At 34.3% G+C, this 16,029-nt stretch carries 10 protein-coding genes and 3 tRNA genes; 10 read left to right on the top strand and 3 right to left on the bottom strand.

The genetic code is table 11. The features are described from left to right. Together gyrA and ACRBBL_RS19690 are read left to right on the top strand one after the other, a co-directional pair. On the top strand, positions 1 to 2,235 hold a 2,235-nt coding region (gene gyrA, locus ACRBBL_RS19695), incomplete at its 5' end, for a DNA gyrase subunit A (RefSeq protein ID WP_431370795.1). Between the two features lie 38 nt (positions 2,236 to 2,273). Continuing rightward, complete coding sequence (locus tag ACRBBL_RS19690; protein WP_431370794.1) at positions 2,274 to 3,557, top strand: tetratricopeptide repeat protein; 1,284 nt, start codon at positions 2,274 to 2,276, stop codon at positions 3,555 to 3,557. A 96-nt stretch (positions 3,558 to 3,653) separates the two neighbouring features. On the opposite strand, the gene ACRBBL_RS19685 is transcribed toward ACRBBL_RS19690, so the two are convergent. Beyond that, entirely contained in the window at positions 3,654 to 4,400 is a 747-nt protein-coding gene (locus ACRBBL_RS19685; protein ID WP_431370793.1) for an NlpC/P60 family protein, read from the bottom strand. Positions 4,401 to 4,434: 34 nt separating this feature from the next. After that, positions 4,435 to 5,613 carry an acetyl-CoA C-acyltransferase gene (locus ACRBBL_RS19680; protein ID WP_431370792.1) on the bottom strand — a complete coding sequence of 393 codons (1,179 nt, stop codon included), beginning with the start codon at positions 5,611 to 5,613 and terminating at the stop codon, positions 4,435 to 4,437. A gap of 251 nt (positions 5,614 to 5,864) precedes the next feature. Here ACRBBL_RS19680 and ACRBBL_RS19675 point away from each other — a divergent pair, with 251 nt between their 5' ends. From ACRBBL_RS19675 to ACRBBL_RS19660, 4 genes are all read left to right on the top strand, one after another. Further along, positions 5,865 to 7,958, top strand: a complete 2,094-nt coding sequence (locus ACRBBL_RS19675) for an HD family phosphohydrolase (RefSeq protein WP_431370791.1) — start codon at positions 5,865 to 5,867, stop codon at positions 7,956 to 7,958. Positions 7,959 to 8,108: 150 nt separating this feature from the next. Continuing rightward, positions 8,109 to 8,190, top strand: a tRNA-Ser gene (locus ACRBBL_RS19670). Positions 8,191 to 8,216: 26 nt separating this feature from the next. Continuing rightward, positions 8,217 to 8,291: transfer RNA gene (locus ACRBBL_RS19665), tRNA-Pro, on the top strand. 15 nt (positions 8,292 to 8,306) lie between these two features. Further along, a tRNA-Arg gene (locus ACRBBL_RS19660) sits at positions 8,307 to 8,380 on the top strand. Between the two features lie 57 nt (positions 8,381 to 8,437). Here the strand turns inward: ACRBBL_RS19660 and ACRBBL_RS19655 are convergent. Further along, entirely contained in the window at positions 8,438 to 9,460 is a 1,023-nt protein-coding gene (locus ACRBBL_RS19655; protein WP_431370790.1) for a LacI family DNA-binding transcriptional regulator, read from the bottom strand. 159 nt (positions 9,461 to 9,619) lie between these two features. Between ACRBBL_RS19655 and ACRBBL_RS19650 the strand changes: the two genes are divergently transcribed. From ACRBBL_RS19650 to ACRBBL_RS19635, 4 genes are all read left to right on the top strand, one after another. Next, on the top strand, positions 9,620 to 12,235 hold the full coding sequence (locus tag ACRBBL_RS19650) for a TonB-dependent receptor domain-containing protein (RefSeq protein ID WP_431370789.1): 2,616 nt from the start codon (positions 9,620 to 9,622) through the stop codon (positions 12,233 to 12,235). A gap of 244 nt (positions 12,236 to 12,479) precedes the next feature. Beyond that, complete coding sequence (locus tag ACRBBL_RS19645; protein WP_298515787.1) at positions 12,480 to 13,796, top strand: MFS transporter; 1,317 nt, start codon at positions 12,480 to 12,482, stop codon at positions 13,794 to 13,796. Next, positions 13,793 to 14,968, top strand: coding sequence for a glycoside hydrolase 100 family protein (locus ACRBBL_RS19640; RefSeq protein ID WP_431370788.1), 1,176 nt, complete (start codon positions 13,793 to 13,795; stop codon positions 14,966 to 14,968). Before ACRBBL_RS19645 ends, ACRBBL_RS19640 begins: the two co-directional genes overlap by 4 nt. Continuing rightward, complete coding sequence (locus ACRBBL_RS19635; protein WP_431370798.1) at positions 14,968 to 15,906, top strand: carbohydrate kinase family protein; 939 nt, start codon at positions 14,968 to 14,970, stop codon at positions 15,904 to 15,906. Before ACRBBL_RS19640 ends, ACRBBL_RS19635 begins: the two co-directional genes overlap by 1 nt. The last annotated feature ends 123 nt before the right edge of the window (positions 15,907 to 16,029 follow it).

Genomic DNA, 16,029 nt, shown 5'->3' with positions numbered 1-16,029 from the left:
GGACAAGGTAACTTCGGTTCTATTGATGGAGATAGTCCTGCAGCAATGCGTTATACGGAGGCAAGAATGCGTAAGATATCGGATGATATGTTGGCAGATATTGATAAAGATACCGTAGATCATTCCCTAAATTTTGATGACACTTTAAAAGAACCAACTGTATTGCCCACAAGAGTTCCAGGATTATTAATCAATGGAGCTTCTGGTATTGCTGTTGGTATGGCAACAAACATGCCTCCTCATAACTTGTCGGAAGTTATAGATGGAATTCATGCGTATATCGATAATAACGATATTGAAATTGACGAATTAATTCAACACGTAAAAGCACCAGATTTTCCAACAGGTGGAATTATCTATGGATATGACGGTGTGCGAGAAGCGTTTAAAACGGGACGTGGAAAAGTTGTCATGCGCGGAAAAGCTGTCATGGAAGAAGTACAAGGTAGAGAATGTATCATTGTTACTGAAATTCCATATCAAGTGAATAAGGCGGATATGATTAAGAAAACAGCCGATCTTATTAATGATAAAAAGATTGACGGTATTTCTACTATTCGTGACGAATCTGATAGAAAAGGTATGCGTATTGTATACATTTTAAAACGTGATGCAATTCCAAATATCGTTTTAAATAAATTATACAAATACACAGCGTTACAATCATCATTTAGTGTAAATAATATTGCATTAGTTCATGGGCGTCCACAATTGTTGAATCTTAAAGATATGATTCACCACTTTGTAGAGCACAGACACGAAGTTGTAACACGAAGAACAGAATACGAATTAAAGAAAGCAGAAGAGCGCGCACATATATTAGAAGGATTAATTATTGCTTCTGATAATATTGATGAGGTAATTGCCATCATTAGAGGTTCGCAAAATGCTGAAGATGCTCGTAACAATTTAATTAAGCGTTTTGAATTGACAGAAATTCAAGCGAAAGCAATTGTTGAAATGCGATTACGTCAGTTAACAGGTCTGGAACAAGACAAGTTACGCGGAGAATATGACGAAATCATGAAGAGTATTGAAGATTACCGTGATATTTTGGCAAATAAGTCAAGAAGAATGAACATCATCAAAGATGAACTTGATGTTATTAAGGATAAATACGGTGATGAAAGACGTTCATTAATTGAGTATGCTGGTGGAGATGTAAGTATTGAAGATTTAATTCCAGATGAAAAAGTAGTAATTACAATTTCGCATGCGGGTTATATTAAGCGTACTTCATTAAATGAATATAAAAGACAAAATAGAGGTGGTGTCGGACAAAAAGGTAGTGCAACGCGAAATGAAGATTTCTTAGAGCATTTATTTGTTGGGACAAATCACCAATATATGTTATTCTTCACACAAAGAGGAAAATGTTTCTGGATGCGTGTGTATGAAATTCCAGAAGGAAGCAAAACATCGAAAGGTAGAGCAATTCAGAACTTAATCAATATTGAAAAAGATGATAAAGTAAAAGCATTTATTTGTACGCAAAACCTGAAAGATGAAGAATACATCAATAGTCATTATGTAATTATGGCTACGAAAAAAGGTCAAGTTAAGAAAACACCTTTAGAGCAGTATTCTCGTCCACGTACTAATGGTATTAATGCAATTACTATTAAGGATGGAGACGAATTACTAGAAGCTAAATTAACAACAGGAAACAGTCAAGTAATGTTGGCAGTAAAATCTGGAAAGGCAATTCGATTCGAAGAAGAGAAAACACGCCCAATGGGAAGAAATGCTTCTGGAGTTCGCGGAATTAGATTAGCCAATGATAATGACGAAGTTGTTGGAATGGTAGCTGTGAATGATATGGAAAGTAACATTCTAGTAGTTTCTGAAAACGGATACGGAAAACGATCTAGCTTAGAAGACTACCGAATCACAAATCGTGGTGGAAAAGGAGTAAAGACTATTTCTGTAACGGATAAAACAGGTGAGTTGGTTGCTATTAAAAATGTAACTGATGACGATGGTTTAATGATTATCAATAAATCTGGAATTGCGATTCGTATGGCTGTTTCTGATTTAAGAGTCATGGGACGAGCAACACAAGGAGTTCGATTAATTAATATTAAAGGAAAAGATTCTATAGCGGCTGTTGCTAAAGTAATGAATGAAGAAGAGGAAGTGGAAGAAAGTATTGAAGGTCTTGAAAACACAGGTGTTACAGAAGATGGCACGGCTGTTGATATAGATGACAATAGTGACAACGAAACAGAAGAATAATAATAACAAAAACCTCAATTATTTTAAACATTAGTAAAATGAAGAAGACAATTTTAATTTTCTCAGCACTGTTTATTACAGCCTTTTCTTTTGCGCAAAAGAAAGAATTAAGAAGTGTTGAGAAAGCATTAAAAAAGGGGAATACAGCAGAAGCAAAAACAATGCTTTCTAGTATTTCTTCTACAATCGAAAGCGCAGATGCTAAATACAAAGCACAATATTACTATTTAAAGGGAAAAACGTATCAAGATTTAGCCGATAAAGGTATGGATACGGATGCGTCTTTAAAAACTGCTGGAGAAGCGTATAATAAATTACTTGCTTTTGAAAGAGAGCAAAAAGAATTTAAGTACACTAAGCAAGCGAAGCCTAATTTACAAACAATGATTAGTAAAATGGTGGACAAAGCTATTAGTGCGCAAAATGGAAAAGATTATGCGAAAGCTTCAGATCTTTTATATTTAACGTATACGTTGCAGCCTGAAAATAAAGATTTCTTATACTTTGCAGCATCTAATTCTATTACAGGAAAAGATTATGATAAAGCTTTGAAATACTATGAAGAGCTAAAAGAAGCAAACTATACAGGTGAAAAAACACAGTATTTTGCAATTAATGTTTCTACAGGGAAAAAAGAGCCATTTCAAGACAAAACGGTTAGAGATTTATCTATAAGATCAAAATCTCATGCAAGTCCAACGCAAGAGAAATCAAAATCAAGATTACCAGAAATCGTAAAAAACATCTCTTGGATTTACACAAATCATGTAGGTGACAACGAAAAAGCGTTGAAAGCTGTAGAAGATGCAATTGCGATCAATCCTAACGATCCTTCTCTTTTATTGACAAAAGGAAATATCTACTACAAAATGGGAGATACGGCGAAGTTCAAGGAAATCATGAAGGAAATCATTACTAAAAACCCTAATGATGTAGATTCTTATTACAATATTGGAGTAATTAGTGCAGAGAACGGTGATGTTGAAGAAGCAAGATCTGCTTACAAAAAGGTGCTAGAATTAGATCCAGGATATATCAATGCAGGAATTAACTTGTCTAAAACATATTTAGATGAAGCTTCTAATGTTGTTGATAAAATGAATGAATTAGGAAATTCTTCTGCTGATAACAAGAAGTTTGAGCAGTACCAAAAGCAACAAACTGATTTATACAGAGAGTCATTAACAATCTTAGAAGGAATCATTGAGAATGTTCCTGATGATGTTAGTATCTTAAAGCAGTTAAAAGGATTATACTCTTTCTTAGGTGAAGATGAAAAATTCAAAAAAGTAAAAGCTAAATTAGCTGAGCTAGGACAATAGTCTGCTTACTTTATATAAAACAAAAAACCTCGCAATGTAGATTGTGAGGTTTTTTTATGTTTATTTTTTAAGTTTCTTTCTGTATAAAACTTAAGCTTAAATGATTTTCTTAATTACACGAAGTCTATGTGTATGTCTGTTGGTTTCCACATTAAAAATTCCTGAATGGTCAATACGATCAATGCGAACTTTTCCATGTGCATGAATAATATAGTTGTCTTCCATAATGATTCCGACATGAATAATTTTTCCTTCTTCATTGTCAAAAAATGCCAAATCACCAGGTTCACTTTCTTCAATAAAACTTAATGCTTCACCTTGGGTTGCTTGTTGAGAAGCATCACGCAACAACTTATAGCCATTAAGCTTATATACCATTTGTGTAAAGCCAGAACAATCAATTCCGAAAGGTGTTTTTCCGCCCCATAAATATGGCGCACCTAAATACATGTATGAAGTTTTAATGATATTTTCTTTAGAAATAATTCCGCTTATTGTGTTTCCATCATGGTCATGTGAAAGTAATTCCATGGAGTTTAATACAGATCCGATAGGAATAGGCATTAATAGTGTTTCATCTGTGATAAACTCTACTAAGTCGGAAGATAAAATTAAATCTTCTTTGTCTTTTTCTTTGTAAATATCTTCAGTAACTTCTAAATACTGTTTATTATCAATCCAACCTTCATACTTATCAAAGGCAATGCGAACCTTGCTCCATTTCTTACGTTGTTCCAGTACTTTAAAATGTTCTCCATACAGCACTTGCGATACAAGTTCACTCATATCGCTTGGTTCGGCACGAAGCGGAACAATACTTAAATTGCAAATTCCGTATTGCATGTATTAAAATCGGGTGTTTTTTTGGATTGAAAAATTAAGCTCTTTCAACAACAAATGCAGAAGCACCACCACCGCCATTGCAAATAGCTGCGGCTCCTATTTTTGCATCATTTTGTGCTAAAACATTTAATAAAGTAATTAGAATACGTACTCCAGAGCATCCTAATGGATGTCCTAAAGAAACAGCTCCACCATTTACATTCACTTTATCATCAGTAAGTCCAAGGATTTTCATATTTGCCAATCCAACAATAGAGAATGCTTCATTGAATTCAAAATAATCAACATCGTCAATACTTACATTTGCTTTTGCTAATGCTTTTGGAAGTGCTTTTGCTGGCGCAGTTGTAAACCATTTTGGTTCATGTGCTGCATCGGCATATCCTTTTACAGTTGCTAAAGGTGTCAATCCTAATTCTTCTGCTTTTTCAGCACTCATTAATACCATTGCTCCAGCACCATCATTAATAGTAGAAGCATTTGCGGCAGTAACTGTGCCATCTTTTGTAAAGGCTGCACGTAAATTAGGAATCTTTTCCATTTTTACGTTCTTGTATTCTTCGTCCTCGTTCACAATAACAGGTTCACCTCTTCTTTGTGGAACTTCAACAGGAACGACTTCATTTGCGAATTTTCCATCTGCCCACGCTTTTGCAGAACGTTCATACGATTGTATTGCAAAGGCATCTTGGTCTTCTCTTGAAAAATCATATTCTGTAGCGCATGCATCTGCACAAACGCCCATTGCTACATTGTCATATACATCTACCAAACCATCTTTCTGCATTCCGTCTTCCATTTTAGCAGGACCAAATTTTGTAGCAGTTCTTGCATGGTAATAATGTGGAATTAAACTCATATTTTCCATTCCTCCAGCAACAACAATATCAGCATCGCCTAAAGCAATAGCTTGTGTTGCTTGCATTACAGCTTTCATTCCTGAAGCACATACTTTATTTACGGTAGTACATGGAACTGTATCTGGAATTCCAGCAAAAATTGCGGCTTGTCTAGCAGGAGCTTGTCCAGTACCAGCTTGAACAACATTTCCCATAATCACTTCTTCAACGTGTTCTGGAGCTAAATTTATTTGTGCCAAAGCACCTTTAATAGCTGTTGCTCCTAACTTTGGAGCTGGTATAGTAGATAAAGCACCTAAAAAACTTCCGATTGGAGTTCTTGCAGCTGCAACAATAACAACTTTTTTACTCATGATTTTTGCTTATAGTTTAATAGTTGCGAATTTAATTATTTTTTAGAAGAATTCAGTATAAATTATCAATTTAAGAGATAAAAAAAAACAGAGTCTTATAACAAGTTTACAACATGAAAATATGACAGATAGCATAAGTTGATCAACTTATAATTTAGGCTTTGTCTGGCAGACTTCTAAAAATTGGGATTTACAAATATATAAGACACAGTTAATTTTAGTACTTTTGATTATTAACATATATTCGTTTAATGAAGAAGCTCATCACTAAGTTATATAAAAATCAATCGTTTATATATAAACTACTTTTGCACATTCTTACCACAGTATTGGTAGTATATCTTTTCCCGAAAGGAGGAAAGTTTCAGTATGAGTTTCAAAAAGGAAAACCTTGGCAGTATGAAACTTTGGTAGCTCCTTTTGACTTCCCTATAGCAAAAACAGCTAAAGAACTTGAAGAAGAGAAAACGTTGCGTACCGCCAATGCCAAAACTTATTATGAATATAATAGCGAAGTTGTAACACGTGTTAAAAACAATTACGACAAACAATTCAATCAATTATTTTCTATAGACAGTCTCATTGATACAGGCGGATTTAATAGCTTAAAACGTAAAACGAGTCAATTACTAGATAATTTTTATCGTAGTGGAATCATTGCTGTAGTCGATGAATCTAAATCAAATAAGTTGGTAGAATTGATTGAGAATAATGAGGACAAAGGAGCGGTGAGTTATGATCGCTTTATAAAGCTAAATAACCTTCGAGAATATATTAAAAAGTTTGCAGAACGAGAAGGGCTTGAAAACTACGAAACGCTTATATATAATCTCTTTTTTGAAATTCTTGATCCCAATGTTGCTATAAATCAAGAACATACAAACTCTGTACTAGCACAGGAATTAAGCGGAATTTCTCCTGTTCATGGAAATGTGCAAAAAAACATTCGAATCATCGCCAAAGGAGAAGTGGTGGAAGGACAGAAGTTAAAACAATTAAATTCACTCAAAAAAGAATACGAATCACAGGTTTGGAATAAGTCAAACTACAATTGGATTGTATTTGGGTATATTATTTTAGTAGCATTAGCCTTAATGATGCTGTTATTATTTATTCGAAAATACCGCCCGGAAATTTATGAAAACAACAATAAAGTCACCTTTATCTTTATGAATATTGTATTCATGATTGTATTGACGACTTTGGTTGTAAAGTATGATTCAAACTACGTATATATAGTACCTTTATGTATTTTGCCTTTAATCTTAAAAGCGTTTTTTGACGCACGTTTAGGTTTATTTGCACATGTACTTACAGTATTGTTATTAGGTTTTATTGTGCCGAATAGTTCGGAATATATCTTTTTACAAATTATTGCAGGAATCGTTACCATTTTAACCGTCTCAGAGCTATATAAGCGAGCGAATCTCTTTATTTCTGTCGGACAGATCACATTGATCTATATCGTAGCTTATTTTGCGTTTTACATAACACATGAAGGTGGAATTAAGTTTTCGGAAGTCTTCAGTAGAAACGAATCGGGGAGTTTACATGTAATTTGGATTTATTTCATGCAATTTATGCTCTGTGGATTGGCAACTTTATTTGTACAGCCATTAATTTATATTTATGAAAAGATGTTTGGACTTGTGTCAGATGTATCTTTATTGGAACTCTCTGACACCAATTCAAAACTATTGAAACGACTCGCAAACGAAGCGCCAGGAACTTTTCATCATTCACTTCAAGTTGCAAATCTAGCGGAAGCTGCAGCAAGTGAAATAGGAGCAAATACCATGTTGGTTAGGGTAGGAGCATTGTATCATGATATTGGAAAAATGACCAATCCGACGTTTTTTATTGAAAATCAGGCAACTTCGGTAAATCCACATGATGAATTGGCGCCAGATGAAAGTGCAAAAACCATTATAGATCATGTATTGGATGGAATTGAAATAGCTAAAAGCAACAAATTACCAGATAGAATCATCGATTTCATTCGTACACATCACGGAACTTCTACGGTGTATTACTTCTATCAAAAAGCAAAAGAACTAGATGAAGATGTAGCTATAGAAAAATTTCAATATCCTGGACCGATTCCATTTTCAAAAGAAACGGCAATTCTCATGATGGCAGATTCGGTAGAGGCAGCTTCTAAAAGTTTAAAAGAACCTACATCACAAAAAATAGATCAATTTGTAGAACGCATTATAGACAAGCAAATGGAAGCGCAGCAATTTATGAATGCTGACATCACTTTAAAAGAAATTGTAACCATAAAAAAAGTGCTCAAAAAGAAGCTAAACAACATATATCATTTACGAATTGAATATCCAGAATAATCAGTAGGTAATTGAAAATTAAATTATTGCAAAAAAAATAGAAAAAAACACTAAAAAAAAGCCTTAAATAGTTGCTTCATACAAAATGAACTGTTACATTTGCAACCGCAATTTCACAATTGTGTAAGTTCTTAAATCATAAGAAATATTGGAGAGGTGGCAGAGTGGTAATGCAGCAGCCTGCTAAGCTGTCATCCTTCGGGATGCCTGGGTTCGAATCCCAGTCTCTCCGCTTTTTTTGATTTTTTTGTAACTTTTCGGGGTGTAGCGTAGCCCGGTTATCGCGCCGCGTTTGGGACGCGGAGGTCGCAGGTTCGAATCCTGCCACCCCGACTACATTAGAGTTACGGGCTCGTAGCTCAGCTGGATAGAGCACCTCCCTTCTAAGGAGGCGGTCATAGGTTCGAATCCTATCGGGCTCACAAGAAAAAAGCCTTACTAGCAATAGTAAGGCTTTCTTGTTTTTTAAATATTAATATTTAAAATCGTGTAGAATTTCGCTTCACCAATTTCGTTTCAAGTTCAATAATTTTAGGAACGATATCTTTTTTCTTTTTCTTAGCTTTTAACTCTTTATATAATTGTTTAAATGCCATTTTTCCCATTTCAAAACCTGGTTGATTAATTGTTGTCAAAGAAGGTGTAATGGCAGAAGACATAAACCAATTGCTAAAACCAACAATAGAAATATCTTCAGGGATTTTGATATTTTGTCTATTGAATTCAGTAATTGCGCCAATGGCAACTAAATCGGTATTGACAAAAATGCCATCTACATCTGTATGTTCCGATAAAATTTTCCGAGCAAACATTTCGCCTACTTCAAAAGTCATGTCGTCAAAAATATAAACCAAAGAAGGATCGTATGTCATATTATTATCGAGCAAGGCTTTCTTATAACCCAAAAAACGATCAATAGAATTTTGTGGTAACAATGGACCTCTAAAATGGGCAATACGCTTGCATCCTGTATCAATTAAATGCTGAGTTGCTGTGTAAGCTGCTTTTCTATCATCTATAATAACTTTAGAACATTTGACAATTTTGGCAATCTTATCAAACATTACAATTGGTTTCCCTTGATCCATGATATCGGTAATGTGTTTAAAATCGGCTGTTCCGTTAGCGAGTGATATCAGAATTCCGTCGACACGTTTATTCATCAACAAGTCAAGTTGTTTCTTCTCTAAGGCATACGACTCATTCGATTGCAAAATGATAACCAAATACCCTTTCTTTTCTGCCTGACTTATAATTCCTTTAATCACGCTTGAAAAAAAGTGATGTACAATCTCAGGAATAATCAAACCGATTGTTTTAGATTCTTCCGTTCGTAAATTAACGGCGAAAGCATTGGGCTTATAGTTCAATGTTTCGGCAAGCTCTTTAACTAAAGCACGGGTTTTTTTACTAACATCAGGATATCCTTTTAAAGCTTTTGATACTGTAGTGACAGAAATCCCTAAAGTCTCTGCGATATCTTTTAAAGTAACTGGTTTCATGGAAACTAAAGTAGTTTTTTTATTTAAAGAATGACCAAAATACAAAATCGAAAACGTTTTCGGTAAAATCGAAAACGTTTTCGATGAGAAAAATGTAAAATAGTAGCATCATAAATATAATTTAGCTAAAAATTAATCCAAAAAACTATAAATAATACAATGAAAAACTATACTAACTTAAAAGGTCTTTGTTCCTTATTATTACTTTTGGTTACGACGTTATCATTTGCGCAAACCAAAATTTCAGGTACTGTAAATGATCAAAAAGGAATGCCTATCCCAGGTGTAAATATTATTCTTGACGGAACTACAAAAGGAGCCGTTACTGATTTTGATGGAAAGTTTGCTATTACAAATGTGGAAGATGGAACTTATACATTGAAAGCTTCTTCAATAGGATATTCAACGTACAGTCAATCAATAACAGCAAACGGAAGTGCTATTGTACTTAAAATAACATTAGCAGACGATGCCGAATCTTTAGATCAAGTAATTATTACAGGTGTAGTAAATCCGAGGTCAAAAATAGAATCGAGTATATCTGTTACAAGTATGCAGCCTGCAACTATAAAACAATCGGCACCAAGAACTACCGCAGAAATTTTTAGAACAATTCCTGGTATTCGTGCAGAATCATCTGGTGGAGAAGGGAACGCAAACATCGCAGTACGCGGTGTGCCAATATCTTCTGGCGGATCTAAATACGTACAATTACAAGAAGATGGCTTACCGGTATTATTATATGGTGATATTTCTTTTGGAACAGCAGATATTTTTACTCGATTTGATTATAACGTAAAAAGAATAGAAGCAATTCGAGGAGGTTCAGCGTCAACATTAACGTCAAACGGACCTGGTGGAATTATCAATATTATCAATAAAACAGGAAAAAATGAAGGTGGAGCTATCGGAACTACATTTGGTCTGGATTACAACTCGTTCAGAACTGATTTTAGTTATGGTTCAAAAATAGGAGATGGTTTATACTTTCACACAGGTGGATTTTACAGAGCTGGAGAAGGTGTCCGTGAAACAGGATTTACAGCCAATAATGGAGGACAATTGAAATTAAGCTTAACAAAAGAGTTTGAAAAAGGTTCAATACGTGTGTATGCAAAATACCTTAATGATAGAGCTGCTGCATACTTACCAATGCCAATACAAGTAACAGGTACAAATAGTGATCCAGATTGGGGAAATGCGCCAAACTTTGATGCTACTACAGGATCGTTACACAGTGCAAATTTGACACAAACAGTTGGACTTGGTGCTGATGGACAATTACGTAGAGGTGATGTAACAGATGGAATGCGTCCAATATCAACTTCAGTTGGAATGCAAGCTAATTTTGATTTAGGAAATAACTGGAAAGTAAGTAACAATGGACGTTTTTCTTCTAATAACGGAGCTTTTGTATCGCCATTTCCATCGCAAGTAGCAGATGCAACTACTATAGCAGATTCTTTTGGAACAGGTTCAACACTAGCTTTTACAGATGGAACTCCAGTAAGTGGAAGCAGTTTAGTTGCTAGAATTCACATGTTTGATGTAGAACTAAACAACTTCAATAATTTTATGAACGATTTCAAATTATCTAAATCGTTTGATAATTTAGATGTTACCGTAGGATATTTCAAATCATTTCAAAGTATTTCAATGTCATGGTTATGGAATTCATATTTACAAGAAGTAAACGATGATAATGCACGTTTAATTAATGTATTTGATGCAACAGGTGGCGCGTTGAGTGAAAATGGTTTGTATGCGTATGGAACTCCTTTTTGGGGGAATTTACACAGAAACTATGATACGGACTACAATGTTTCTGCTCCGTACGTGAATTTTATACTAGAAGCATCTGATAAGTTTACTATTGATGCAAGTTTACGTTATGACAAAGGACGTGTTTCAGGTTCATTTACAAGTGGAACAGAAAGAGAATTTGATGTCAACAATGATGGAGTTATTTCTGTGCCAGAGCAAAATGTATTTGCTGTTGATACTGCAAATCCTACTGCCGTAGATTACGATTACGACTATGTATCGTATTCATTAGGATTGAACTATAAATTACAAGACAATCAAGCTGTTTTCGGGCGTTACAGTAGAGGTGCTTCTGCAAAAGCAGATCGTATTTTATTCTCGGGATTAGATTATTTAGATGGAGATCGTATAAATGCATTAGATTTTATCAATCAGGCAGAAATAGGATATAAGAGAGGTTTTGAAAACGGAGCAATCTATGCAACAGCATTCTACGCAAAAACAGAAGAAGAAGGCGGATTTGAAGCATCTACAAATAGTATCGTTGAAAATGATTACAAGTCATTGGGTATTGAATTAGAAGGTTTTTACAGATTTAATGACTTCAGTTTACGTGGAGCAATTACTTGGACAGACGCAGAAGTAGATTCTGGAGACAACGCAGGAAACACGCCAAGAAGACAACCAGATTTCATTTATAACTTAATTCCATCATATAACTTTGGAAATGAAAAACAAAATTCAGTTGGATTAAGTTTCATAGGACAATCGAAAGCATTTGCACAAGATTCTAACGAATTGGTAATGCCAGGATTTTTAATAGTAAACAGTTTTGTTAATGTTGGGATCACAAAATCACTAAACGTAAACATAGCAGCAAATAATATATTTGATTCTTTAGGAATTACAGAATCAGAGGAAGGAAGTATTGTAGAAGGACAAACAAATATTGTAAGAGCAAGACCTTTACCTGGAAGATCAATCTCTCTTACATTACAATACATGTTTTAATTATTTGAATACCATAAGTTTTTTAATTAGTTTAAAAGAGTTGATGTCAACTGATATTGGCTCTTTTTCTCATAAAAAATCACATACTATGAAAAGCTTTTTTTATAGCTGTATACCATATTTTCTTTGTGTATATTGAAATAGATTAAGTTTCTTATTTTGAGGATACTACGATTAGTAAGTAACTAGTTGAAAAGAGAAGAAATTGCGTTTGAAAACATTCTAGAAAAAATAACTGAGTAGCATGAAGTTTAAGAAACCTAAATTAAGTTTTTGGCAAATATGGAATATGAATCTTGGGTTCTTCGGAATTCAATATAGCTTCGGATTACAACAAAGTGCAGTAACTCCAATATATGATTTTTTAGGAGCTGATCCATCGCAAATTCCTTTATTACATCTTGCAGGACCTATGACTGGTTTATTGATTCAGCCCATAATTGGAGCAATGAGCGATAAAACATGGCATTCAAAATTTGGGCGAAGAAAACCTTATTTTTTTATTGGCGCAATGATTTGTAGTATTTGTCTCTTAGCATTTCCTTTTAGTAGTTCCTTATGGATGGCTGCAGGTTTGCTTTGGATTTTAGACGTAGGAAACAATACAGCAATGGAGCCCTATCGAGCTTTTATAGCAGATAAATTAGATAAAGAACAACAACCATTAGGATTTCAAATGCAGAGCTTCTTTACTGGTTTGGGACAAGTGTTAGCAAATGTCTCTTTGTTTATATTTCCAATGATTTTTATTGGAACAACAGGTTCTTTACCAACTTGGGTGTATGCATCCTTCTTTTTAGGAGCAGTTTGTTCTATTGGTTCCATTTTATGGACTATGAAAACCACAGATGAAATTCCTCCAACAGAAGAAGAGTTACTAACTTTAAAAAGTGAGAAGCGAAGTGTTTTTTATCCTTTTATTGAAATATACGAAGCAATTGGCGATATGCCTAAGGTAATGTGGCAATTGGCGCTGGTATATTTATTTCAATGGTACGCATTGTTTTGTTATTGGCAAAACTCTTCTAAAAGTGTTGCGCTTTCTGTATGGAATGCCACACCAAAAAGTAATCCGGAAGCTTATGAACAAGCTGCAAGTTGGACAGGCTTGGTAAATGGTTGGTATAATGCTGTTACTTTTTTAGTTGCCTTTGCGTTGGTTGGGTTCGCAAAAAAATACAGCCCAAAACGTGTACACGCTTTTTGTTTAGTCCTAGCGGCTATTGGATTCTTAGTGTTTCCACACATAGAAAATAAAAACATATTATTCTTTGCCATTACTGGATTTGGTATTGGTTGGGCTAGTATGATGGGAATTCCGTATTTAATGGTGGTACACAAAATTCCAAAGGAGCGTTACGGTGTGTATATGGGAATTATTAATATGATGATTGTCATTCCAATGTTGCTTCAAACCGTATCATTTGGCTATATACTAGAACATTTTTTAAACAACGATCCGCGAAATGCCATCACATTTGCAGGTGTATTATTATTAATTAGTGCTGTATGTACATTATTGATTCAAACAAAATCAAAAGAAAAAGTTGCAATTACATGATAAATCAATCATACATACAAGCTAAAAAACTACTTTTTAAAGCGAGTTCTGAAAAAGGTTTTTTAGCGAGTGCCGAAAATATCACAAATTATAAACGTGTTTGGGCGCGCGATGGTGTTATTTGCGGACTTTCTGCCTTGTTAGATGGTGATGAAACTTTAGTGAAAACATTCAAAAACACACTACAAACTCTTGCGAATCATCAACATGAATTAGGACACATTCCATCTAATGTTTTTTTTAAAGAAACTAATGAAATTGAGGTTAGTTTTGGCGGATTAGCAGGTCGCGTAGATACTATTTCATGGTTTATAATAGGTGTTTGTAATTATTGTTGGGTAAAGAGGGATGATGAATTACTAGAAAAATTACTCCCAAATATTGAAAAAGGATTCAAGCTATTGGAAGCATGGGAATTCAATAACAATGATTTAATATATACGCCACGATCTGGGAATTGGGCAGATGAATATATTACTGAAGGACATACATTTTACGATCAAGTTTTACGCTTATGGGCGTTGCGATGTGTACAAAGGTTAAAACCGTCTGAGAAGTTTCAAATAAAGATTGATCGCATCACAGAGAAATTAAACGGAAATTATAGAAAAACAAGCTATCAAACACCTTTTCATCCAAAGGCATACAACAATTTGGAAGATACTTCTTATTGGATGGCTTCTGTAAATCCTTCAGGGTACCAAACGATGTTCGATGCATTTGCAAATTCCATTGCACAACTATTACAACTTGGAGATTCTGTTTTTCAAAAAGAAGTAACACGTTATTCTGAAGAATTGCGAGAAAGCTTACCGCTAAATTTATTACCTGCATTTTGGAAAACGATTCAAGAAGAAGATGACGATTGGAAATTGCTTGTCAATAATTGTAAATATGAGTTTAGAAATTTCCCATATGAATTTCATAATGGCGGTACTTGGCAAATGGTAAATGGTTTTTACGGAATGAGTTTGGTAAGTCAAAATTATATAGAGAATCCTCAAAGTGTGTTGAAAGCAATACAGCAATTAAACGCTAAAGAGAATTATGGCTTCTATGAAAATTTCAACACTAAAACTCAGAAAGCTATCGGAGTTCCGCAGTGCACATGGAGCGCCGCAGGAGAAATATTATTAGAACAATACATTAACGGAAAAAGATTATTAGTTTGATCACAAATAAAGAAATAGATATTCTTTGCGTAGGTGAAGCCTTGGTAGATTTTATTGGACATCAAGAAGGTGTGCTTACCAACAATACCAGAGATTACCATAGATATTTAGGTGGATCGCCAACCAATGTAGCGATGAATACGGCACGTTTAGGACTCAGCACAACGTTGGTGGCAAGTATTGGCGATGACGGATTGGGTGCGTATATTTTAGAAAGATTAGATGAAGTTGACATCAACGTTGACCATGTTAAAACTGTTGCTACAAATCCTACATCAATTATTTTTGTATCACGATCGCTACACACGCCAGATTTTATTCCATATCGAAATGCAGATGTTTTAATTACAGAAGATCAAATACCAACAAGTTTATTGGAAAAATCAACTATTTTTCACACTACTTGTTTTGCGCTAAGTAAAAATCCTGCTCAAAAAACAATCATTTCAAAAGCGAAAGAAGCATCTGAATTAGGTTGTAAATTGAGTATTGATATTAATTATTCTGAAAAAATATGGAAGGATAAAGAAAATGCGTTGCAAATTATCAAAGAATATTGTAGTTACAATCCGTTGGTGAAAATTAGTGAAGATGATATTTCACGCTTATTTGATGATGTATTAACTCACGAAGAAGTTTTTGATTTTTTTCATAATTTAGGTGTTGATTTGGTTTGCTTGACCTTAGGTAAAGAAGGTGTGAAACTATCACAACGCAACCAAAAAGTAATAGACATGCCAGCCATAAAAATCAATAAAGTTATGGACGCAACGGGTGCAGGAGATGCCTTTTGGTCAGGATTTTTGTTTGCTTACCTAAAACACAATACCATTGAAAATTGCCTTCATATAGCATTAAACTTAGCAGCACTTAAACTTCAAAATGTAGGTAGATTGCCCAATAATATCAATATACTGTCTGAGCTATTGAAAAAATAAGTTACACATTTTCACAAACAAACCAATCTCCTTCAAACCTTCCACCAAAAAGTTCGAACTTTGAAGGTTCGAGGTCACATTTAAGCTAGAAACCACATCAATTTGACGTGGTTTTTTGTTTTT

Origin of the sequence: Kordia sp. (assembly GCF_050633145.1) — a bacterium.
Taxonomy (GTDB): domain Bacteria; phylum Bacteroidota; class Bacteroidia; order Flavobacteriales; family Flavobacteriaceae; genus Kordia.
This window is presented reverse-complemented; position numbering and strand designations above follow the sequence as displayed.